Origin of the sequence: Brevundimonas vesicularis (genome assembly GCF_014204545.1) — a bacterium.
Taxonomy (GTDB): Bacteria; Pseudomonadota; Alphaproteobacteria; order Caulobacterales; family Caulobacteraceae; genus Brevundimonas; species Brevundimonas vesicularis_B.
In genome coordinates, this window is the sequence record NZ_JACHLJ010000002.1 from 538,993 (window position 1) to 561,838 (window position 22,846).

A 22,846-nucleotide genomic window follows, 5' to 3' on the forward strand; every position below is an offset into this window, starting at 1 on the left:
CGCAAACGATAGGGCCGCCGCGCGACGCAGGGCAAGTTAAGATCACGAAAGTCGGGATCAGTCGGCGGTGATGCTGTTCAGCGCCTCTTCCATCTCGCCGAACGAAGGCTGCGCTGATGACGGGATGTCGCCCCGGCCGATCTCGACCGAAATCTGGGCGGCGTTGCCGTGCAGGTGGGCGACCAGCACCGACTGGATGATCTTATAGTAGGCGGCTTCCTCGTTGATGATGGCCGTCAGGCGCGCCGCAAACGGACCGACCAGACCATAGGCCAGGAACACGCCCATGAAGGTGCCGACCAGGGCGCCGCCGATCATGCCGCCCAGCACCTCGGGCGGCTCGGTGATCGAACCCATGGTCTTGATGACCCCCAACACGGCCGCGACGATGCCCAGCGCAGGCAGGCCGTCGGCGAGGTTCTGAAGCGCGTGGGCGTTTTCCAGATGCTCGTGATGGTGCTTTTCGAGCTGCTTTTCCATCGCATCCTCGACCTGGTGCGGATCCTCCAGGTTCATCGTCATCATCCGCAGGGTGTCGCAGATGAAGTCGACGGCGAAATGGTCCTTCAGCACCTTGGGGTACTTCTGGAAGATGGTCGATTCCTTGGGCTTTTCGATATGGCTTTCCAGCGCCACCACGCCCTTGGATTTCATCGTCTTGGTCAGCTGGAACAGCAGCGACAGCAGGTCCTTGTAGTCCTGCTTCTTCCACTTAGGCCCGGCGAAGGTCTTGCCCAGCCCCGCCATGGAACCCTTGATCACCGGCAGCGAGTTGGAGATCAGGAACGCGGCTATGCCCGCCCCGCCGATGGCCATCAGCTCGTGCGGCGCGGCGTGCAGGATCACTTCGAACTTGCCGCCCGAAATGGCGTAGCTGCCGAAGACGAGGCCGAACAGCAGCACGATGCCGATGATCTGGAACATGGAGGCGAACAATCCTGACGCGAGAGGTCGGGACTATCGCCATTAATCATTAAGACGGCGTTTCGCGAACGCCGCCTTCCCAGTCGTTACAGACGGCTTTCGCCCTTCAGGATGGCGTTGCGTCCCGCCGCCGTCAGCTTCTGATAGCCCGCAGCCCCGCCCCGCACATAGAGGGCGGAGCCGGTCTTGGACGGATCGAACCCGTCCACTACCAGATCGGCCTTGCGGTATTTGAAGGTGCCGGTCGTCTCCGCCGATTTGATCAGCCGCACAAACACCGGTTGGGCATAGGCGGGCAGCTTGGCCTCGACATGGTCGGAGAAGGCCTGGGCGTCGAACTTGCCCTCCACCACCAGGGCCGCCATTCCGGCCTTGCCGTCCTGGGCCGGCACAGGCACGCCATAGACGATGGCTTCGGTCACGCCCGGCGCGTCCATCAGCACCTGTTCGACCTCAGAGGTCGAGACGTTCTCGCCCTTCCAGCGGAAGGTGTCGCCCATCCGATCGACGAAGTAGAAATAGCCTTCCTTGTCCTGCTTCATCAGGTCGCCGGTGCGGAACCAGCGGTCGCCCTTCTTGAACACGTCGGTCAGGATCTTCTTCTGCGAGGCGGCCTTGTCGGCATAGCCCGAGAAGTCGTGGCGGATGTCGTTGCCGATCAGGCCGATGGCCTCGCCGACCTCGCCGACGCGCGCCAGGCGACACAGACCGTCCGAGCCGCGGATGGGCTGTTCGGTCTCCACGTCGAATTCGACCAGGCGAATATTGATCTGCGACTTCAGGAAGCTCGGCACCCGACCGATCGCGCCCTGTTTGCCGTCGAAGTTGAACAGCGAGACATTGCCTTCGGTCGAGCCATAGAACTCCAGGATGTCAGGAATCTTGAACCGACTCTGGAAGTCGGGCCACACATCGGCGCGCAGGCCGTTGCCGAACGCCAGACGCAGCTTGTGCTTGGTTTCGTCCTCGTGCTGCGGGCAGTTGACCAGATAGCGGCACAGTTCGCCGATATAGACGAACATGGTCGCGCCCGACGAGCGCACGTCGGGCCAGAAGGTGCTGGCCGAGAACTTCTTGCGGATCACCAGCCGCGCGCCGTTCAGCAGCGCTGCGCCCACCCCGACCAGACCGCCGGTCGAGTGATACAGCGGCAGGACGTTGAAGATCCGGTCCTCGGGCGTCGAACGCGTGGCGCCAGCGAAGGCGCGCATATAGGTGCGGGCGCGCGAATGCGGGATGCGCGCCGCCTTGGGCAGACCGGTAGTGCCGGAGGTGTAGATATAAAGGGCGGTGTCGCGGTTGGTCAGGCCTTCGCGCGCCGACTTGGACGGCCGCACCGAGGATCCGCCGCGCACGGGCTTGTCCAGGCCGCGACGGTCGCTGGTCTCCAGATCGTCGGTCAGGCCCAGAACCCAGAGCGCCAGGTTGTGATCGACCAGAGGCCGCGCCTCCTCGATCTGACGCCAGCAATCCTCGTCCGCGACGACGTTGAAGGCCTTGGAGATGGCCAGGCAGTGGGCCAGCCCTTGTCCGTTCAGATTGGTGTTGATCAGGGCCGTGGCGATGCCGACCTTGGAGAAGCCGATCCAAGCCGCCAGATACTCAATCCGGTTGGTCATCATCAGGGCGATGGTGTCGCTGCGGCGCAGTCCCCGGTTCTTGGCCCAGTGGGCGAAGCGGTTGGCCATGGCGTCCAGGTCGCGATAGGTCAGGGTGCGCTGACCGTCGTCGATGGCGATGTTGTCGGCGAACTTGTCGACGGCTTCTTCGAAGTCGTCGCAAAGCAGGACGTCGCTGTCCAACTCGATGGGCTTGATGCGTTTCAACAGACGGAACAGGCCGCGCGCGAACCGGACATCCCTACGGATATTGGCTACAAAACCCATGCGCGCCGTACTCCGGTCAATGCGTGTTCCACCCGGTCCGGTGATGGACGAAGGCGGCCGGTCGGGTCAACCGTAGGGTCCGCAATCCTTCGCGAACCTGACGAATTGCCGTGCAGCCGTGATCCATTTGTTCGCTTGACGCGGCGGAAATCCAGAGTGCCGCTCTGCTTTTTATTGCCGCATTGACGGCAAATGCGGCGGACGCGCGCACGGTCTTCGCCCCATTCCGGGCGGAAACGGTGTTTCTTCAGGGCTTTTGCGCACTACGCGGAACGGCGTTGCCGGACGGCGGGTTGGTTGATCGACGTTATGGAGGACAGAAACAATGTCTATGACCTATGCCAACGCCAACACCGAAGCCCGCGCTGACGACACGACCTTCGTTCCGCGCTACGCCCGCACGACAAAGTCCAAGAAGTCGGTGAAGACCTGGATGATCCTGGCCCCAATCGGCGCAGTCGTGCTGCTGGGCAGCGGCGTCGCCATGATGATGGGCGGCGAACAGGCTGCTCCGGCCCAGCCCGCCGAGACCGCCGCACCGGCCATGCAGACCGCGCCCGCCGCAATGACGGCCGCCCAGGCGCCGGTCACGCCCGCCCCAGCTGAGGTCGCGCCCACGCCGGCTGCGGCGCCAACGCCCGCTGCCGCCCCTGCGCCGGTCGCTCGCCGCGCCGAACCCGTGGCCCGTCGCGCTGCGCCAGTGGTTGAACGCCCGGCCGCCGCTCGTGTTGAAACGCCTGCTACGCCTGCAGGTCCGCAAGCCTACAGTGCGCCGGCCGCTTCGACGTCAAGCACCAGCCAGTTGAACACCGGGCCCGCAGCCTCGACCCCGGCTCCGGTCGCGACCACACCCGCCGCTCCCGCGATTACGGTCCAGCCGCTGAATTGATCTCAGCAGAATAATGGAAAGCCCCGGCCTCGGTTGGGGCTTTTTCTATGATCGAGGGTCAGGCGCCGCTGACGCGCCAGATGACATTGCCCACGTCGTCGGCGACCAACAGCGCGCCTTGCCGGTCGATCTGTACCCCGACGGGCCGGCCCTGAGCCTGACCTTGGGCGTTCAGAAATCCGGTCAGAACATCCTGCGGCGGCCCGGCGGGACGCCCATCGACGAACGGCACGAAGATCACCTTGTATCCGCTGCGGACGCTGCGATTCCACGATCCATGCTGGCCGACGAAAACGCCCGAGCGCAAGGCTGGCGGCAACAGGCTCGCGTCTTGTCCGAATGTCAGCCCCAGCGACGCCGTGTGCGCGCCCAGGGCGTAATCCGGCCGGATCGCGCGCGCGACCATCGCCGGATTGGCGGGTGGGCGCGTATCGACAGTCTGGCCGTAATAGCTCCACGGCCAGCCATAGAAGGCGCCTGGTGTCACCGAGGTCATATAGTCGGGCACCAGATCGTCGCCGATCTTATCACGCTCGTTGACCGCCACCCACAGCTGGCCGGTCTGCGGGTTCCAATCCATGCCGACCGGATTGCGCAGGCCCGAGGCATAGACCTGCCGCGCGCCCGTCGCCGGATCGATCTCCAGGATGGCGGCGCGATCGACTTCCTCGTCCAGGCCGTTTTCGCCGACGTTGGAGTTGGATCCGACCCCGATATACAGCCTCCGCCCGTCCGGGCTGGCGACAAGGCTCTTGGTCCAGTGGTGATTGCGGCCGGCAGGCAGGTCCGCGACCTTCGTGGATGCAGCGTCGATCCGCGTCTGGCCGCTCCGATACGGAAAGGCCACCACCGCATCGGCATTGGCGACATACAGCCGGTCGCCGACCAGAGCCATGCCGAATGGCGAGTTCAGTCCGGTCACGAAATCGGTCGTGATCTCCGCTGCGCCGTCGCCATCCGCATCCCGCAGCAGGACGATCTTGTTGGGGCTCGGGACACCGGCGCCGGCCTCGGCCATGACCTTGCCCATCACCCAGCCACGCAGACCGCCCTTCTTGTCTTCGGGTTTGGGCGGCGCATTCGACTCCGCGACCAGAATATCGCCGTTGGGCAGGCGATAGAGCCAGCGCGGGTGATCCAGGCCTGTCGCAAACGCCTGTACGCGCAATCCCGCCGCCGCGACCGGCGTCGCGCCTTCGGGCCAGCTCGACGCCGGGGCGATATTGACGGTAGGCAGCAAGCCCTGACGCGGCTCTGGCAGTTGCGGGTCTGGACCAAATCCCGCCGCGACGGGCAAGGCTGTTCCGCCAGCGCAGGCTCCCAGACCGATCACCGTCGCAAGCAGTGTCGAGGCGAACAAGACCGTCCGGGAAGAGCGCATAACCTTTGATCCTTACCGCGCTGGTTGGGCCGGGAACTCCAGTCGACTGACGTCGTATCCGAGGGCCCGCGCCCGTTCGGTCAAGGCGCGCACCTGCTGCTCGCTGGGCAGGTCGCGCGTGTAGATGAACAGGCGATTGAAGGTCGGATCCGCCGATATGAACCAGCTGTAGTCGTCCGCCCGGTCCAGCACCCAATAGTCCCAGGTCACAAACCCGGCCAGGTATTTGACCCTCAGCTTGGCGTTGGTGCCTGGGTCGAGGATTTCGCCCCGTCCGCCGATAGCCTTTTCCTTGCCGGCCGGCGTGCCGACCTGACAGGTGTCGCGCACGTCGACCCGCGTCCCCTCCACCGGCGTATAGATCGACACGCCGGCGACGCAGCCGTCGGTCAGCCGATCCGGCAGGCGCGCGATCTCGTGCCAACGCCCGGACCACAGACGCTGCACATCCACCGGCTTGGCCGGCTGCGGCGCGCGATATTCGGATGGAGACGGTGCGGTCACGCATCCCGCCAGCGCGATCGCGGCGGCGGCGGATGCGGCGAGGGATTTCAGGCTGGACATGGGCGTTTCCGTTTTGATGCCATAAGCCGCTTTCAGCGACCCTGGTTCCGTTACGCTCCGACGACGAAATCGGACGCTGCGGGCCGAAAATCTCCTAGCGGGGAACAGGAACCCTCGCTTGTCCCCTGGCGCACATTGGCGTTGTCACATGGCGTTCGACGGAGACGCCTCGGTGAATATCGCCACCCTAACCAGAAACAGCCTCGCCCTGTCCGCGCCGCGCCTGACGCACCTACAGCGCCTGGAGGCCGAGAGTATCCATATCCTGCGCGAGGTGGCGGCCGAGGTCGAGCGTCCGGTCATGCTGTACTCGATCGGCAAGGACTCGGCCGTCTTGCTGCATCTGGCGAAGAAGGCCTTCTATCCGTCCAAGCCGCCCTTCCCGCTTCTGCACGTCGACACGACGTGGAAGTTCCGCGCCATGTACGCGATGCGGGAACGGGCCGCCGCCGATCTGGGCGTCGAACTGCTGGTCCACCAGAACCCCGGCGCCGTCGCGCGCGGCATCAACCCCTTCGATCACGGCTCGGCCCTGCACACGGACTTGTGGAAGACCGAAGGTCTGAAACAGGCCCTGAACCATTACGGCTTTGACGCGGCCTTCGGCGGCGCCCGTCGCGACGAGGAGAAATCGCGCGCCAAGGAACGCATCTTCTCCTTCCGCACCGCCGAACACCGTTGGGACCCCAAGAACCAGCGGCCTGAACTCTGGCGGCTCTACAACACGCGCAAAAAGCCCGGTGAGAGCATCCGCGTCTTCCCTATCTCAAACTGGACCGAGTTGGATGTCTGGCAATACATCCACCTCGAGCAGATCCCCATCGTGCCGCTGTATCTGGCCGCCGAACGGCCGGTGGTGGAACGTGACGGCGCCCTGATCATGGTCGATGACGACCGGTTCCGGCTGCGCCCCGGCGAGACGCCGCAGATGAAGTCCGTCCGGTTCCGCACCCTGGGCTGCTACCCCCTTACCGGCGCAGTCGAGAGCACGGCCGCGACCCTGCCCGAGGTGATCCAGGAAATGCTGCTGACCACCACCTCGGAACGCCAGGGCCGGATGATCGACCACGACCAGTCCGCCTCGATGGAGAAGAAGAAGCAGGAGGGCTATTTCTGATGGCTCACCAATCGGATTTGATCGCCGCGGATATCGACGCCTATCTGGACGCCCACCAGCACAAGAGCCTGCTGCGCTTCATCACCTGCGGCAGCGTGGACGACGGCAAGTCCACCCTGATCGGGCGACTGCTCTACGACTCCAAGATGATCTTCGAGGATCAGATGGCGGCGCTGGAGGCGGACAGCCGCCGCGTCGGCACCCAGGGCGGCGACATCGACTTCGCCCTGCTGGTCGATGGTCTGGCTGCCGAGCGGGAGCAGGGCATCACCATCGACGTGGCCTATCGCTTCTTCTCGACCGAAAAGCGGAAGTTCATCGTCGCCGACACGCCCGGCCATGAGCAGTACACGCGCAACATGGTCACCGGCGCCTCGACCGCCGACGCCGCCGTCATCCTGATCGACGCCCGGCGCGGCGTGCTGACCCAGACGCGCCGTCACGCCTATCTGGTCAGCCTGCTGGGCATCCGCCACGTCGTCCTGGCGGTGAACAAGATGGACCTGATGGGCTGGTCGCAGGCGGTGTTCGACGCCATCGTCGCCGACTTCCGCACCTTCGCTGGCCAGATCGGGCTCCAGACCTTCGACGCCATACCGATGTCGGCCCTGCGCGGCGACAACAACACCGAACCCAGCAGCCATTCGCCCTGGTACGCCGGCCCACCGCTGATGAGCCTTTTGGAATCGCTGGAGGTCGGCGACGATCTTCAGGCCGATCCGTTCCGCCTGCCGGTGCAGTGGGTCAACCGGCCCAACCTCGACTTCCGCGGCTTCTCCGGCCAGATCGCCGCCGGGACGGTGCGGCCCGGCGATCCCGTCCGCGTCCTGCCGTCGGGCAAGACCTCGACCGTGGCCCGCATCGTCACCGCCGACGGCGACTTGGGTTTGGCCGTCGCCGGCCAGTCGATCACCCTGACCCTGGCCGACGAGATCGATGTCTCGCGCGGCGACGTCCTGGCCAGCGCCGACGCCCCGCCCGAGGCGGCCGATCAGTTCGAGGCCACCGTGGTCTGGATGGACGACGAGCCCCTGCTGCCGGGCCGCCCTTACCTGCTCAAGATCGGCGCCAAACTGGTGGGCGCCACCATCACCGAGCCCAAGCACAAGGTGAACGTCAACACCCTGGAGCAGCAACCGGCCAAGCGGCTGGAACTGAACGAGATCGGCGTCTGCAACCTGTCGCTGGACGCCTCCATCGCCTTCGCCCCCTATGCCCAAAACAAGGATCTGGGCGGCTTCATCCTGATCGACCGCATCTCGAACCGCACGGTCGGGGCTGGTCTGCTGCACTTCGCCCTGCGCCGCGCCCACAACATCCATTGGCAGGCCCTGTCGGTCGACAAGGACGCTCGGGCGGCCATCAAGAACCAAAAAGGGCGCGTCATCTGGCTGACCGGCCTGTCGGGCGCAGGCAAATCGACCATCGCCGATCTGGTGGAAAAGCGGCTGCACGCCGACGGTCGCCACACCTATCTGCTGGACGGCGATAATGTCCGCCACGGCCTGAACCGCGACCTGGGCTTTACAGAGGAGGACCGGGTCGAGAACATCCGCCGCGTCGCCGAGGTGTCGAAACTGATGGTGGACGCGGGCCTGATCGTCCTGGTCAGCTTCATCTCGCCCTTCCGCGCTGAACGCCGTCTGGCCCGCGACCTGCTGGGCGAGGGCGAGTTCGTCGAGGTCCATGTCGATACGCCGCTGGCGGTCGCCGAGGCTCGCGACGTCAAGGGTCTGTATAAGAAGGCCCGCGCGGGAGAGCTCAAAAACTTCACCGGCATCGACAGCCCTTATGAAGACCCCGAAAGCCCCGAGATCGTCGTGGACACCACCACCATGTCGCCCGAGGACGCAGCCGAGCGCATCGTCGCCTGGCTTGATGGGCGCTTCTCGACCGAGGACTTCGCCATCTAGGTTCGGAACCTTGACCGTTCGCTGGACGCTCTAGGATGCGATGACCAATCCGATCCAGAAGCTGGGCCTCGACACCATCGAGCAGTCGCAGATCGCCCGTATCGCCGGGATCAATCTGACGTTGGGCGGTCTGATCAGCGCGGGCGTCATCCTCCTGATCGCCTTCGCCGCCCACTGGCTGGTGACGCGGTCGCTGCGCCGGGTGCGCGAGCGCTCGGACCGCAGCCGTCAGGCGATCTATCTGCTGGAGCGTCTGGCCGGCTACGGCATCATCGTCGTGGGGATCATGTCGGCCCTGTCCGCGGCGGGGCTGAACCTGTCGTCCCTGACCGTCTTCGCCGGCGCGCTCGGCATCGGCGTGGGTCTCGGGCTGCAGGGCGTGGTCAAGGAGTTCGTCTCCGGCCTGTTCCTGATCTTCGACCGGATGGTGTCGGTCGGCGACTATATCGAGATCGAAGACATCGGCATCCGCGGCGCCATCATGGAGATCGGCCCTCGCGCCACCCGTGTCCGCACCAACGACAACGTCAATGTCCTGGTGCCCAACTCGCGCTTCATCGAACAGCCCGTCACCAACTGGACCATGAAGGGCGACACCCGCCGCATCCATGTGCCCTTCACCGTCGCCTATGGCTCGGACCGGGGACAGGTGCGCGATGCGGTCCTGGCCGCCGCCCGCGCCAGCCCCTTCACCCTGCCGGAGACGGAGGCCCGCAAGAGCCAGGTCTGGCTGGTGGCCTTCGGCGATCGGGGCCTGGCGTTCGAACTGGTGGTCTGGCCGACGCGTGACGCCGTCAAACGTCCGGCGGCCATGCACGCCGCCTACACCTGGCTGATCGCCGACGCCCTGGATTCAGCGGGCGTCGAGGTGCCGGTGCCCCAGACCGATCTTCGCCTGCGCACCGCCTTCGGCCTGGATGGCGAAGAAGCCTTGAAGCGCCTAGGCTACGGCGTCGGCGCACCACCGCGACCGACCGGCCCGCAAAGCCCCGCCCGAACCGCCAACGACGCCGCCGACGACGTCATGGCCGACGATGAAGCGGAGATCCCGGAACCGCCCGCTTCACCCAAGGCCCGTCAGACGGACTGAGCGGCCTTCGCCTTCAACCGCCAGGCATGCAGCAATGGCTCGGTATAGCCGTTCGGCTGCTCGACGCCTTCGAACACCAACGCCCGCGCCGCCTGATAGGCCAGACTGCTATCCGGGTCCGCCGCCATCGGCCGATAAAGCGGATCGCCCGCATTCTGACCATCGACCTTGGCCGCCATGCGCTGGAAGGCCGCTTCGACCTGATCGGTCGTGCAGACCCCGTGCAGCAGCCAGTTGGCGATATGCTGCGAACTGATCCGCAGCGTCGCCCGGTCTTCCATCAGGCCGATGTCGTGGATGTCCGGCACCTTGGAACACCCCACGCCCTGATCAATCCAGCGCACGACATAGCCCAGTATGCCCTGGGCGTTGTTGTCCAACTCGGCCGCCACCTCGTCCTCGGACCAGTTGACGCCGTTCGCCAGCGGCGGGGTCAGCAAAGCCTCCAGCCCCGGCGTCTCGCGCCCGGCCACCTCCTTCTGAACCGTGAACACATCGACAGCATGATAGTGCAGCGCGTGCAGGGTCGCCGCCGTCGGCGAGGGGGTCCAGGCGGTGTTCGCGCCCGTCTTCGGATGACCGATCTTCTGCTCCAGCATGTCCGCCATCCGGTCCGGCGCCGCCCACATCCCCTTGCCGATCTGCGCCTTGCCCGACAGGCCGCATTTCAGGCCGATGGCGACGTTTCTCGCCTCATAGGCCGCGATCCAGGGGCTGGACTTGATGTCCGCCTTCCGCACCACCGGCCCGGCCTGCATGGCGGTGTGGATCTCGTCGCCTGTCCGGTCCAGGAAGCCGGTGTTGATGAAGACGATCCGGTCCTTCACCGCGTGGATACAGGCCGCCAGATTGGCCGAGGTGCGCCGCTCCTCGTCCATGACCCCGACCTTGATCGCATGGCGCGGCAGGGCCAGCAGATCCTCGACCGCGTCGAACAGCCGGTCGGTGAAGGCCGCCTCGTCCGGCCCATGCATCTTCGGCTTGACGATATAGACCGAGCCCGTCGCGCTGTTGGCGAACGCCCCCAGGTCCTTGATGTCATACAGGGCGATCAAACTGGTCACGATCGCGTCCATGATCCCCTCGGGCGCATCCGACCCGTCGGCCAGGCGAATGGCCGGCGTGGTCATCAGATGGCCGACGTTGCGCACGAACAGCAGGCTGCGCCCCTTCAGGATCACCGACGACCCGTCCGGCGCCGTCCACTGGCGATCCGGCTCCAGAGCGCGGGTCAGTGTCTCGCCGCCCTTCTTGAACGTCGCCGACAGATCGCCGCGCATCAGACCCAGCCAGTTGCGATAAGCCTCGGCCTTGTCCGCCGCATCGACGGCCGCGACGGAATCCTCCAGATCGACGATGGTCGAAAGGGCCGATTCCAGCACCACATCCGCCAGCCCCGCCGCATCGCCGCGCCCCACCGGATGGCTGCGGTCGATCACCAGTTCTATGTGCAGTCCGTTGTTGACCAGCAGGATCGAGGCGGGTGCGCCGGCCTCGCCGGTGAAACCGACGAACTGTCCCGCATCCCTCAACGCGGGCGACAGTTTGCCATCGACCACCGACCAGCCGCCCACGTCCGCGTGCGAACCATCGGCCAGCGGCGCCGCATCGTCCAAAAAGGCCTTGGCCCGCGCGACCACCCGCGCGCCGCGCGCCGCGTCATAGCCGCCGCCGGCCGGCAGGTCGCCCAACGCATCCGTGCCGTAAAGCGCGTCATACAGGCTGCCCCACCGTGCATTGGCGGCGTTCAGCAGGAAGCGAGCGTTCAGCACCGGCACGACCAACTGCGGCCCGGCCATGCGCGCGATCTCGGCGTCCGCGCCTTCAGTCCCGATCGTGAACGGCGCCGGCTCCTCGACCAGATAGCCGATATCTTTCAGAAACGCCTCGGACGCCGCCACATCATACGGCTGGCCCCGCCGCGCCCGGTTCCAATCGTCGATCTGCGCCTGCAAGGCGTCGCGTCGCGCCAGCAGCGCCCGGTTCTCTGGCGCGAACCGCTCGAAGATCGCCGCCGCCCCGCTCCAAAATGCCGCCGCATCAAGCCCCAGCCCCGGCAGCACATCCTGCTCGATCAGGGCGATCAGTTCGCCCGCGACCTTCAGCCCTGCGCGATCTTCATGGGTCGTCATGACGGCCTCTCTCCGGCGCGACGCCGGCCTGTAACAATGCGTGATCAGGTAAGCCGAGGCCGGACACTGGCGCAAGGGTCACGTCGCGTCATCGCCGTCGCTTTTCGCCCAAGGCGAAGCCCGGCTGGTCACAAACGCTTAACCGCGTCCGTGAACGGGACCGCAAGCGACGGCGCCTATTGTGAGCTTACGGACGAACTCGCGTCCGGTCAGTCGAGCGTCTCGCCCATGCTGTTTCTTCTGAACGACGTCGTGTTCGACCTGGACGAGGCCTGCCCGGTCACGCCTGCCGACGCGCGCCGGTTCGAGAAGCTGGGTCTGGACTATCTGCTGGAACTGGGTTGCGAACTGTTCGCCGAGGACCCGCTGCTTCATCGCAACGATCCCGAACGCGCCCGTCGCCTGGCCTGGCTCATCGCCGAGCGCAGCCCGGACGTGAACGCCGCTCTGTTCGCGGCGCCTGCCGCCGCCTGCAATCCGGACCTGGTAGAGCCGCGTTTCTGCACCCTGCCCGAACAGGTGATGCGCCAGCTTCAGGCCAAGGGCCGTCGCCTCGACGCCGTCTCTGCCGACCGCGCCGTCTGGAACCGCCTGGCCGCCTGATCGCGGCCTGGAACGCCGTCAGAAGACGGCGTTGAACACCACATGGACCAGCGTCGCCACGGCTACGATAAAACCGAAGCCGACGACCAGCCCCACCGCCGGATGCAGCGGCGCCCGCTCACGCGGCGCATGGGCGATACGGTCTTGAGGATGGATGAGAGCCATCGTCCTTGTCCTTTCCCTATGATCCCGGATCGATCCGGGAGGGGAGCGTCGGACTCTGACGGCCTGATCGTCTCCTCCAGAACCGAGCATGACTCCGATAGCCCTTCATGGCGAGGGGTTATTTGACGTGGACCAATCGGCTGGACGGCGGCGCGTGGAAGTTGCACGCTCGCGCCCAAGAGATGTTCGGGACTGATTGTATGAGTTCGAAGCTGGTGACCTGCGCCATTGCGGCGGTGGGATCGATTGTGTTTGCCGCAATGGCCCAGCCCGCGCGGGCGGATTGGCTGCGCGCCGAAAGCGAACGCTTCATCGTCTATAGCGACGGCGGCGAGCGCGCCCTGCGCGATTACGTCCAGAAACTCGAGATTTTCGATCGTGTCATGCAGGTTCGACACGGCGGCTCGATGTCGGCCGAGCCGCAGCGCAAGATGCCGATCTATCTCGTCAGCGGTCGCCGAGGCCTGACGCGTGTGCATCCGCAAAGCGGTGAAAACACGATGGGCACCTACTTCCCGACGGAAGAGGACATCTTCGCGGTCGCCATCAGAGGCGACGGCTCCGGCGGAATGTCGGGCGACGACATCCTGATGCACGAATACGCCCACCATTTCATGCTGGGCAACTTCCCCGGATCCTACCCGGCGTGGTTCGTCGAAGGCTTTGCCGAATACTACATGACCGCGGACATCGACGTCCGAGATCGAAAGGTTCAGCTGGGCCAGTTCAACCAGAACCGCGCCTACTGGATCATGGCGGAAACCTGGATCCCGCTTGATGTCCTGCTGACCAAGCGTCCGGGTGAAGTTCAGTCCGAGAGTCAGAAGGCGACCTACTATCCGATCGCCTGGCTGCTGACCCACTGGTTCATCAGCGATCCTGCGCGTCTGGCGCAGTTCGAAGACTATCTGAAGCGCGTTTCGGCCGGCGAGGACTCCGTATCTGCGATGGAGGCTTCCACTGGCATGTCGCTGCGAGAGCTTCAGGCCGCGCTTCGACGCTACACCCGTGGTCGCCTGATGGGCAGGACGCTCAGCGGCCAGTTTCCAACGGCCGACATCAGCGTCACGCGACTGTCGCCCGCCGCCGACGACCTCCTGCTCATCAATCAACGGCTCAAGATCGGCGTCCCCGACGAAGATCGCCAGGCCTTGGGCCAGGAGGTCGCCAGGCTGGCGGCCCGGCATGGCGACGATCCTTTGGCCTTGCTCGCCGCCGGCCATGCCGGTCTCCATTTCGGTGATCGCCCCGCCGGCGAACGTGCGCTTCAACGCCTGCTGGAAATCGATCCGGACCATGTCGAAGCCCTGCAGTTCCTGGCGCAGGAGCGGCTCAAACAGGCGCGCGAGGCCGAAGACGACGACCAGGCCAAGGCGTTGCGCGTCCAGGCGCGCGGCTATCTCGCTCGCGCCTATGCAGCCGGTCAGAACGACTACCGCACCCTTATGCTGCTGTCCGAACTTCGCCGGACCCAGCCCGGCTATCCCAATGACAACGATTTGCTGACCCTGGGCCTGGCGCTGGACCGCGCTCCTCAGCTGGCGGCGGTGCGCTTCCCCTATGCGGACGCCCTGGTGAAAACCGGCAAGCCGGAAGAGGCGATCGCGGTGCTGAACCCGTTGGCCAACAATCCCCACGGCGGCGCCGCCTCCGTCTTCGCCAGCGGCATGATCGCCGCAATCGAAAAGGGCCAGGCCTTGCCGGAAATCACGCAAGACGCCGAAGCGCCTCAAATCAGCGAGCCGGAGCCGGAAACCCCTCCGCAAACACCGTCTGAATCCGCTCCATCTCCCGCCAGCGAGTGACTTTCGGCGCGCGGCGGGTTAGTCGCGCGCCATGTCCTCCTTGACCCTGCCTGAAGAAGCGGCGCGCCGCCGGACCTTCGCCATCATCGCCCACCCGGATGCGGGCAAGACCACCCTGACCGAGCACATCCTGCTGGCGGGCGGCGCCATTCGCGCGGCCGGCGCTGTGCGGGCGCGCGGCGAGAACCGGCGCACCCGTTCGGACTGGATGAAGATCGAGAAGGAGCGGGGCATCTCGGTCTCGGCCTCGGTCATGACGTTCGAGCACGACGGCAAGATGTTCAACCTGCTCGATACCCCCGGGCACGAGGACTTTTCCGAAGACACCTATCGCACCCTGACCGCCGCCGATTGCGCCATCATGGTGCTCGACGCCGCCAAGGGGATCGAGCCGCAGACGCTGAAGCTGTTCGAGGTCTGCCGCCTGCGCGACATTCCGATCATCACCTTCATCAACAAGCTGGACCGCGAGGCCCAGGACCCGATGGCCCTGCTGGACGACATCGCGTCGCGCCTTCAGCTGGACCCCGCCCCGATCTGGTGGCCGGCCGAGAGCGGCAATCGCCTGCGCGGCATGGTCGAGGTCGGAACCGGCCGGTTCCAGCCCTATACCCGCAAGGTCGCCGGGTCGGCCGAGGATCCCGAACACCCCCCCGCCCTGCCGCTGGATCAGGCGGCGCAGTATTTCGAGGCGGGCGAGCAGGCTGACCTCGCCGAGGCCGTCGAACTGGTAGAGGGCGGCTATCCGGCCTTTGACCGCCAAGCCTTCCTGGAGGGTCACATGACGCCGGTGCTGTGGGGATCGGCGCTTCGCCACTTCGGCATCGACGAACTGCTGAAGGCCATCGGCGACTGGGCCCCGGCGCCCAAGGTGATGAAGGCGAAGAAAGAATCGCCGCCCGAGACCCGCAACGCCCCGGCCCCCGTCGAGACCGAGGTCGAGCCGGGATCGAACGAGGTCACCGGTTTCGTCTTCAAGGTCCAGGCGAACATGGACCCCAACCACCGCGACCGGATCGCCATGTTCCGTATGGCGTCGGGCGCCTTCAAGCGCGGCATGAAGCTGAAGGTGCAGAACACCGGCAAGTCGCTGTCGGTCAATGCGCCGATCATGTTCTTCGCCTCGGATCGGGAACTGGCTGACGACGCCTTCGCCGGCGACGTGATCGGCATTCCCAACCACGGCGTGCTGCGCGTCGGCGACAGCCTGTCAGAGAGCGGCGTGGTTCGTTTCGCCGGCCTGCCTAACTTCGCCCCGGAAATTCTGCAGCGGGTTCGCGTGAAGGATCCGCTGAAGGCCAAACATCTGAAGAAGGCGCTGGAAGGTCTGGCCGAGGAAGGCGTGACCCAGCTTTTCCGTCCCGAAATCGGCTCGGACTTCATCGTCGGCGCCGTGGGCCAGCTGCAGTTCGAAGTCATGGCCGACCGTCTGGGCGAGGAGTACGGCCTGGACGTCGTCTTCGAACCCTCCCCCTACGCCGAAGCGCGCTGGATCGCTCCAGGCGCGGAGGGTTCCGACGCGGACGTCGAGGACTTCAGCGGCAAATATCGCCCCCAGATGGCCCGCGACATCGACCAGGCCCCGGTCTTCCTGGCCAAGTCGAGCTGGGAAACCGGCTATGTCGGCGAACGCTTCCCCAAGATCGCCTTCACCAAGACGAAGGAACGCGGGTAAGCCCAGGCGCCGCAAACGACTTCCTTTGGTCACGCGGCTGAGCCATTCTCAGGTCATGTCGACGCTTCTCGCCTTCGCCAGCACCGTCTTAATGCTGCAGGCCGCCCCTTCCGTGGGGCTGGTTTCGTATGACGAGGCGGTGCGCTGTGCGGGCCTGACCCAGGCCGCGTCGGAGCTTGAAGGCGGCGAGAGCGCCCAGGGGCGGCGGCTGTATGACGCCGCGCTCTACTGGTCCCTTGCGGCCATGCAGGCCGCGACGGCGGCGGGCAAGGCGGCGCCGGCCGCAGAGGCCGATCAGACCCGCGCGCGCATCGCCGCAGTGCGTCAGCTCAACGCCGATGCGCCCGAGGCGCGCGCCAACCTGCAACGCTGCCAGCAGAAGACGCCGAAACTCGACTAGGTCGCCGGCTTAAGGCCAAGCCGAACCGCATTCCCGGCGCTGCGTTTGCATTGGACGCCGCAGGTGACGCAGTCTGCGTCCCGAAGCGGGATAACCGAGGTCCAGCATGTTCGAATTCGGCCGTGATCTTCGAAAACTCTTCGCCCAGGCGCGAGAGAGCGAAGACTTGGGCTGGGTCGAACTGATCGGCGCGGATCTGCTGCGCGCCGAGGCGAAACGCGAGGCCACGGACGCCGGACGCGTCTCCTGCGCCCGTCCCTTCGAGACCGAGAACCGCGCCTGCGCCCTGTGGCGCGAACACGCCCGACGCACCGGCGCCGCCGACAGTCTGGACCGGGCCGAACGCTGCGCCGACAGCCTGGCGCGTTCAGCCGTGGGCGAGGATCAGATCGCGCGAGCGGGCATGGCCAAGGCGGCGGTCCTGATGCTGCGCTTTGATATGTGCGGCGATCCCGCCCGTCTGGACCGCGCGGCGACGACCCTTTCGGCGGTCGGACAGCCGCGCAGCCGACGCATCGCCGTCGACATGGCCGCGCTTCACGCGCGGCTGACGGTCCGCACGGCCCGGCTGAGCGGCGACATCGCCCGCCTTCATCAGGCGGCTGCCTTGATGGATGATGCGGTGCGCAGAGACGACGCTGAGGACATGGATCTGCGTATGGATCGCGCGGCCCTGTCGCTGGAAATGGGCGTGGTCCAGCGCGACGTGCATCTGCTGGATCAGGCCGGCCGCGACCTGGGCGCCCTGGTCGAGGCCGCCTCGCCCGACCATCGCCCCCTGACCCGCGCCCGCGCCCTGGCCCTGTGCGGCGCCGGTCTGTCGGCCCTGGCCGCCATTGCGGGGCATGACGAGGCGCGTAACCAGGGGCGGATCATGTTCGACGCCGCCGCTGATCAGTTCACGCCGGATCACAGCCCCCTGGACTGGGCCGCGATCCAGGTGCTGCGTGTCGGCGACGACGCCCAGCCGCTGATGCTGCTGACCCAGGCGGAAACCCTGACGCAGGGCGGCGAACTGATCATCGGCGCCCTGGCGCGCGAGCGCCGCATCACGCGTGAAGTGGCCCTGGCCGAGGCGGTCAAGAACCTGACCGCCCTGATGACGCTGGAAACCCGGTTGCGGGCGCGCATGGCGACCGCGACGCCGCTCGACTGGGCCGCCGATCAGATCGGCATGGCCGAGATCATGCTGGCCCGTCATCGTCTGGGCGGCGTCGTCCCGACCGACCTGGGTCTGATCCTGGGCGAGGCGGCGATGACCGCGCGGGAAATGGGCGTCGACGCCCTGGCCGACCGCGCCGAGGCGCTTCTGGGGCCCTAGACCTCAGCCGCCCATGGCGACAAAGGCGCCGTTCAGGAACCGCGTCTTGCCATAGGCCATCCGCTGCCCGTCATCGGCCAGCACCCGCCCGCCGGCGGCTTCCAGCACCGCCTGGCCTGCTGCAGTATCCCATTCCGAGGTCGGGCCCGTGCGCGGATAGGCATCGAACCGCCCCTCGGCGATCAGGCAGAATTTCAGCGACGAATCCGTCCCCTGCCAGCGCGAGCAGCCGTGACGGGCGGCCAGACGCGTCGCCTCTTCGTCGGTGACGCTATGGCTCAGCAGGGCCATGCCTTCCTGCGGCCGATCGCGCACCCGGATCGGGCGCCAGTCTTCGCCCGCATGGGCCTCGCCGGCCTGCAGGGCGCCGAACTGACGCCGGAAGGCGCCGCCCTCGGGCTTGTCGGTGCGCCAGGTCGTCGCCGTCGCCGGCGCCGTAACCACGCCAGCGACCGGATAGCCGTCATGGATCAGGGCGATATTGACGGTGAAGGCCTCGCCGCCGCGCACGAAGCCGCGCGTGCCGTCCAGCGGGTCGATCAGCCAGAACCAGTCCTCGGCGGTCTCAGGCGCGCCGTCGGCCGAGACGGCTTCCTCCGCCACCGTCTGCACGCCCGGATACAGGGCCGCCAGCCGCTCCAGGATCAGGGCCTCGGCCGCCCGGTCGGCTTGCGTCACCGGGCTGTCGTCGGACTTGGTCTCGACCGCCGTGCCTGCGCGCCAATAGGGCAGGATCAGCCGCGCGGCCTCCTCTGCGATCTCGGCGATGGCCAGGGACAGCGCGCCGGACGTCAGATCGCGCTCAAGAGCAGGTGTCAAAGAGGTCGTCATTGGCGGGTCGATAGACCATCCGGGCGGTTCCATGAACCGGCAAATCACTCCAACTTCGCGCGCGACACGAACTGTGACCTGAGCGCGCCAGACATCATGACCTCCCCCCACGACACAGACGCCGCTCCGCTGGACCTTCCGGTCGATGGGACGGAGCTGGCGACCTACATCGCGGCCAAGCTGTGCCATGACTTCATCAGTCCGTCGGGCGCCATCGTCTCGGGCCTGGACCTGATGCAGGACCCGACGGCTCAGGACATGCGCGACGATGCCCTGGCCCTGATCGAGCAAAGCGCCAGGAAGATGGTCGCCCTGGTTCACTTCGCCCGCGTCGCCTTCGGCGCCGCCACCACTAGCGAGAAGTTCACCGCCCGCGAGATCGAAGGCCTGGTGTCCGGCATGGTCCAGGGCGGCCGCGCCTCGGTGGACTGGCGGATCGTCGACGGCGAGTTCACCAAGCCCCAGGCCCGCGCCCTGACCAACCTTGCCTATCTAACCGTCGGCGCCCTGCCGATGGGCGGCGTCGCGACCATTCAGTCGCGGGTGGAAAACGGCCTGCTCTATCTGGAAGGCTTCGCTGAGGGCGCCCGCGCCCGGCTGAAGCCGGAGGCCGTCACGGGTCTGGCTGGCGAACGCCTGGTCGACGGCCTGGCCGGCCAGTGGATCCAGCCCTACTGGCTGTGGCTGACCGTGAACGAGGCAGGCGGCGCTCTACGCGTTAAGGTTGAAGACGGAAAGGTCGCACTGGTCGCGCGAATGCCCGCCTGAGGCGTTTCCAAACGACTCATTAACTGGCGTTTGAGATAAAAGCAGTCCATGCGCCACGGGCGAAAGCCGTCGTGCCATTGAGGGATCGACCTTGGACTTCCGAACCTGCCTGATCGTCGACGACAGCCGCATCATCCGCAAGGTTGCGCGTCGCATCGTCGAGGGCCTGGGCTATGAGGTCGATGAGGCGGCGGACGGCTCCGAGGCCCTGGCCTATTGCACCGGCGCCATGCCCGACGTGCTGCTGGTGGACTGGAACATGCCCGTGATGGACGGCATCACCTTCCTGCGTCGCCTGCGCGCCATGCCGGGCGGCAAGCAACCCAAGGTGCTGTTCTGCACGATCGAGACCCGCCCCGAGCGGATCGCCGAAGCTCTGGCCGCCGGCGCCGACGACTATGTGATGAAGCCGTTCGACGGCGAAATCCTGCAGTCCAAGCTGACGGAGGTCGGAGCGATCGCCGCATGACGCCTGAGGACTTCGACAAGCTGCAGTCCCTTCTCGCCACCCGCGCCGGCTATCGGCTGTCGCGGGATCGCATTCACCTGGCCGAACACCGGCTGGGTCCGATCGCGCGGCGCGAAGGCTACGCCAATGTCGAGGCTCTGCTGACGAACCTGTGGGCCAATCCGGTCGCCTCGCTGGCCTGGTCGGTCATCGAGGCTCTGCTGAACGCCGAGACCTGGTTCCGCCGCGACCGCACGCCCTTCCGCATTCTCGAAACCGAACTTCTGCCGGCCCTGTCCAAGGCGCGGCCCGACGGGCGGATCAAGATCTGGTCGGCCGGCTGCTCGACCGGCCAGGAGGCCTGGTCCATCGCCATGACGGCCAGGGAGATCGGTGTCGATGTCGATCTGGTCGCCACCGACCTGTCGCAGCGCGCGATCGAGAAGGCGCGCTCGGGCCTCTATACCGGCTTCGAAATCCAGCGCGGGCTTACGGCCAAGACTATGCTGCGCTGGTTCGAACCGCGAGAAGACCAGTGGATCGTCAAGGCCGAACTGGCTGACGCCGTGCGTTTCGGTCGCGCCAACCTGCTGGACGAACCGACCGATGACGCCCGTTTCGACGTCATCTTCTGCCGCAATGTGATGGCCGATATGGACCCGTCGCGCCGGGCGCGTCTGCTCGACGGACTGGAGCGCCGCCTCGTCGATGACGGCTGCCTGCTTCTGGGCGTGGACGAAAGTCTTGAAGGCGAGACGGTCGCCTTCCGCGCCGTGAATGGCCGCCGGGGCCTGTATGTAAAGGCGCCATCCGCGCTTCGCCGCGCCGCCTGACCCCGCCCTTCATGCGGGCGATCAGCCCGCGTGCAGCTCCTGCTTCACCCGCTCCGCCAGCGTCTTGATGTCCAGCGGCTTGGGCAGGAAGGATACGCCCGTCTCGTCTTGCAACAGGTCCGAGAAGTCGCTCTCGGCATAGCCCGAGATGAACATGACCGGCGCGTCGCCGAGATATTTGCGCGCCTTCTTCAGCAAGGACGGGCCGTCCAGCCCCGGCATGATGACGTCGGAGATCATCATGTCGATCTGGCCGGCGTGTTCCTCGGCTAGCAGCAGGGCCTCCTCGCCGTCGGCGGCCTCTATGACCTCATAGCCCCGCTGGCGCAGCAGCCGGGCGGCGATGCCGCGCACGGCGTCCTCGTCCTCGACGAACAGGATGCGGCCGGCGCCCGACAGGTCGCGCGGCGCCTTGGCCTTGACCTCGACCGGCTGAACCTCGGCCAGCTCCGCCTCGCCCGCCGCCGGCAGGAAGATGCGGAAGGCGGCGCCTGCGCCTTCGATATTGCTGACGGTGATGTGGCCGCCCGCCTGCTGCACGATGCCATAGACGGTGGCCAGACCCATGCCGGTCCCCTCGTTCACCGCCTTGGTGGTGAAGAAGGGTTCAAAGATCTTGTCCGCCAGTTCGGGCGGCACGCCGGGTCCGGTGTCCGACACCTCGATCAGGGCCACCTCATCCGTCGGCGCATCGGCCCAGCCCAGGCCCCGCGCCTCGTCGCCCGTCAGGCGGCGCGTGGCGATGGTGACGACGCCGGCGCCCGGCTCGACCACGCCGCGCATGGCGTCGCGCGCATTGACGGCCAGGTTCATCACCGCCGTCTCCAGCTGAGACTTGTCGGCCAGCACGACCGGCAGATCGCGGCCGTAGTCGGTCTCCAGCCGCACGTCCTCGCGCAGCAGCCGCCGCAGCAGGATGGCGAACTCGCCCACCAGTTCACCCAGGTCCAGCCGCTCGCGCCGCACCGTCGACTTGCGCGAGAAAGCCAGCAGCTTGCGCACCAGATCGGCCGCGCGGATGGCCGTCTGGCGGATCTCGTTCAGCCCCTCGTAGGAGGGATCGCCCACCGGGTGCCGTTCCAAAAGACCCGACAGCTGAAGCTGGATCGCCGTCAGCAGATTGTTGAAGTCGTGCGCGACGCCCCCGGCCAGTTGGCCCACGGCCTGCATCTTCTGGGCCTGGTTGAGCTGAAGCTCCATCGACTTCTGGCCCGAGACGTCGAACAGCCAGATGCGCCGCCTGTCGCCCTCGGGCGCCACATACAGATGCAGCATCTTGTCGGGATAGGCCCGCGCGACCAGTTCGATCGGCCCCGACGATCCGCCCGCCAGCTTCAGCCGCGCCTCGGCGATGCCGCCCGGATCGAACAGATGCCCAAAGGCCGCATCGCGCGCCGCCCCCGGTCCGGTCAGAACCGCCAGCGCCGGATTGGCCTCTTCCGCCCGGCCGGAAAACAGGTCGTCGCCGCCGATCACGGCCGAGCCGAACGGCGCCCCGGCCGCCATGGCTCGCGCCTCGCCGGTCGCCGCGGCGGCGGGCGTGTGAACGGGCGCGGCGGCGATGGGCAGGACGGCGTCCGGCGCCGCGCGCATCAGGAACCTGCCCTCGCCCGTCTTTCCATCGCCGATCTGGCCGATGACGACCTCGACCTCGCGCTGTCCGATCATGACGATGGCGCGGCCCGGCTCGCCTTTGCGCGCCTGGGCGAAGGCCATGTACAGCGCCTGGGCCGACTTGCCGCGCGGCAGGGCGCCGGTCGCCCCATTGGCCTCGGACCAGGCGGCGTTGAAGGCCAGGATCTGTCCTGAATCCCAGACCAGCGCCGCCGGTTCGGCCATGGCGTCCAACACCTCGATGGCCGCATCGCTGCTCGGCTTAGCGTCCGCCGCCCGGCGGAAGCCGAAAAGACCGATCAGGGCGATCGCGCCCACGGTCAGAATCAGCACCAGTCCCGGCGCCGAGGTCGGGTTGGCGCGAAACGCCGGATAGGCCAGCGCCGCAATCGCCGCCACGACGCCGAACGCCATCACGCCGGACAACAGGTCGAACGAAGGGCGGCGGGTGGACGTCATACAGCCTCGCGAATCAGTGTTGCGATCA

The 22,846-nt window shown here is 66.6% G+C and carries 19 protein-coding genes and 1 pseudogene; 12 read left to right on the forward strand and 8 right to left on the reverse strand.

Translation table 11 applies throughout. The features are described from left to right. Nucleotides 1–69: 69 nt before the first annotated feature. Both motA and HNP47_RS10820 read right to left on the reverse strand, forming a co-directional pair. A pseudogene (gene motA / locus HNP47_RS10815) lies at nt 70–924 on the reverse strand (flagellar motor stator protein MotA); the annotation flags it as partial. An 86-nt stretch (nt 925–1,010) separates the two neighbouring features. Further along, nucleotides 1,011–2,810 carry a long-chain-acyl-CoA synthetase gene (locus HNP47_RS10820; RefSeq protein WP_184279556.1) on the reverse strand — a complete coding sequence of 600 codons (1,800 nt, stop codon included), beginning with the start codon at nt 2,808–2,810 and terminating at the stop codon, nt 1,011–1,013. A gap of 325 nt (nt 2,811–3,135) precedes the next feature. Between HNP47_RS10820 and HNP47_RS10825 the strand changes: the two genes are divergently transcribed. Further along, complete coding sequence (locus tag HNP47_RS10825) at nt 3,136–3,699, forward strand: hypothetical protein (RefSeq protein ID WP_184279557.1); 564 nt, start codon at nt 3,136–3,138, stop codon at nt 3,697–3,699. 58 nt (nt 3,700–3,757) lie between these two features. Here the strand turns inward: HNP47_RS10825 and HNP47_RS10830 are convergent, their stop codons facing one another. After that, nucleotides 3,758–5,080, reverse strand: a complete 1,323-nt coding sequence (locus HNP47_RS10830; RefSeq protein ID WP_184279558.1) for a sorbosone dehydrogenase family protein — start codon at nt 5,078–5,080, stop codon at nt 3,758–3,760. Between the two features lie 12 nt (nt 5,081–5,092). Beyond that, nucleotides 5,093–5,644: a lipocalin family protein gene (locus HNP47_RS10835; RefSeq protein ID WP_184279559.1), complete on the reverse strand. Its 552-nt coding sequence runs from the start codon at nt 5,642–5,644 to the stop codon at nt 5,093–5,095. Between the two features lie 148 nt (nt 5,645–5,792). On the opposite strand from HNP47_RS10835, the gene cysD reads away from it, so the two are divergent. The 3 genes from cysD to HNP47_RS10850 are packed head-to-tail and all read left to right on the forward strand — an operon-like array spanning nt 5,793 to nt 9,764. Further along, nucleotides 5,793–6,761, forward strand: coding sequence for a sulfate adenylyltransferase subunit CysD (cysD, locus tag HNP47_RS10840; protein ID WP_184279560.1), 969 nt, complete (start codon nt 5,793–5,795; stop codon nt 6,759–6,761). After that, entirely contained in the window at nt 6,761–8,674 is a 1,914-nt protein-coding gene (cysN, locus tag HNP47_RS10845) for a sulfate adenylyltransferase subunit CysN (protein ID WP_184279561.1), read from the forward strand. Before cysD ends, cysN begins: the two co-directional genes overlap by 1 nt. A 40-nt stretch (nt 8,675–8,714) precedes the next feature. Next, on the forward strand, nt 8,715–9,764 hold the full coding sequence (locus tag HNP47_RS10850) for a mechanosensitive ion channel family protein (protein ID WP_184279562.1): 1,050 nt from the start codon (nt 8,715–8,717) through the stop codon (nt 9,762–9,764). Here HNP47_RS10850 and HNP47_RS10855 read toward each other — a convergent pair. Beyond that, nucleotides 9,752–11,896, reverse strand: coding sequence for a malate synthase G (locus HNP47_RS10855; protein ID WP_184279563.1), 2,145 nt, complete (start codon nt 11,894–11,896; stop codon nt 9,752–9,754). The genes HNP47_RS10850 and HNP47_RS10855 overlap by 13 nt on opposite strands. 228 nt (nt 11,897–12,124) lie before the next feature. On the opposite strand from HNP47_RS10855, the gene HNP47_RS10860 reads away from it, so the two are divergent. Further along, nucleotides 12,125–12,499 (forward strand): hypothetical protein, encoded by a 375-nt coding sequence (locus HNP47_RS10860; RefSeq protein ID WP_045811590.1) that lies wholly within the window; start codon nt 12,125–12,127, stop codon nt 12,497–12,499. A gap of 18 nt (nt 12,500–12,517) precedes the next feature. On the opposite strand, the gene HNP47_RS10865 is transcribed toward HNP47_RS10860, so the two are convergent. Then, the gene (locus HNP47_RS10865) at nt 12,518–12,664 is read right to left on the reverse strand and encodes a hypothetical protein (protein WP_184279564.1); all 147 of its coding nucleotides are present in this window, start codon (nt 12,662–12,664) and stop codon (nt 12,518–12,520) included. A 200-nt stretch (nt 12,665–12,864) separates the two neighbouring features. Here HNP47_RS10865 and HNP47_RS10870 point away from each other — a divergent pair, with 200 nt between their 5' ends. The 4 genes from HNP47_RS10870 (at nt 12,865) to HNP47_RS10885 (ending at nt 17,865) form a co-directional block, all read left to right on the forward strand. Further along, entirely contained in the window at nt 12,865–14,469 is a 1,605-nt protein-coding gene (locus HNP47_RS10870) for a hypothetical protein (RefSeq protein ID WP_221415073.1), read from the forward strand. Nucleotides 14,470–14,500: 31 nt separating this feature from the next. Further along, nucleotides 14,501–16,144, forward strand: coding sequence for a peptide chain release factor 3 (locus HNP47_RS10875; protein WP_184279565.1), 1,644 nt, complete (start codon nt 14,501–14,503; stop codon nt 16,142–16,144). A 55-nt stretch (nt 16,145–16,199) separates the two neighbouring features. Then, complete coding sequence (locus HNP47_RS10880) at nt 16,200–16,544, forward strand: hypothetical protein (protein ID WP_184279566.1); 345 nt, start codon at nt 16,200–16,202, stop codon at nt 16,542–16,544. A gap of 106 nt (nt 16,545–16,650) precedes the next feature. Beyond that, the gene (locus HNP47_RS10885) at nt 16,651–17,865 is read left to right on the forward strand and encodes a hypothetical protein (RefSeq protein WP_184279567.1); all 1,215 of its coding nucleotides are present in this window, start codon (nt 16,651–16,653) and stop codon (nt 17,863–17,865) included. 3 nt (nt 17,866–17,868) lie between these two features. On the opposite strand, the gene cysQ is transcribed toward HNP47_RS10885, so the two are convergent. After that, a complete protein-coding gene (gene cysQ / locus HNP47_RS10890; RefSeq protein WP_184279568.1) occupies nt 17,869–18,696 on the reverse strand; it encodes a 3'(2'),5'-bisphosphate nucleotidase CysQ in 828 nt (275 codons plus the stop codon). A 96-nt stretch (nt 18,697–18,792) separates the two neighbouring features. Between cysQ and chpT the strand changes: the two genes are divergently transcribed. The 3 genes from chpT to HNP47_RS10905 all read left to right on the forward strand — a co-directional run bounded on the left by chpT (nt 18,793) and on the right by HNP47_RS10905 (nt 20,745). Next, complete coding sequence (gene chpT, locus HNP47_RS10895) at nt 18,793–19,464, forward strand: histidine phosphotransferase ChpT (protein WP_184279569.1); 672 nt, start codon at nt 18,793–18,795, stop codon at nt 19,462–19,464. Nucleotides 19,465–19,555: 91 nt separating this feature from the next. Beyond that, nucleotides 19,556–19,933, forward strand: a complete 378-nt coding sequence (locus HNP47_RS10900) for a response regulator (RefSeq protein ID WP_017505646.1) — start codon at nt 19,556–19,558, stop codon at nt 19,931–19,933. Further along, nucleotides 19,930–20,745 (forward strand): protein-glutamate O-methyltransferase CheR, encoded by an 816-nt coding sequence (locus HNP47_RS10905; RefSeq protein WP_184279570.1) that lies wholly within the window; start codon nt 19,930–19,932, stop codon nt 20,743–20,745. Before HNP47_RS10900 ends, HNP47_RS10905 begins: the two co-directional genes overlap by 4 nt. Before the next feature lie 21 nt (nt 20,746–20,766). On the opposite strand, the gene cckA is transcribed toward HNP47_RS10905, so the two are convergent. Further along, nucleotides 20,767–22,818, reverse strand: coding sequence for a cell cycle histidine kinase CckA (gene cckA, locus HNP47_RS10910; RefSeq protein ID WP_184279571.1), 2,052 nt, complete (start codon nt 22,816–22,818; stop codon nt 20,767–20,769). Nucleotides 22,819–22,846: the final 28 nt, after the last annotated feature.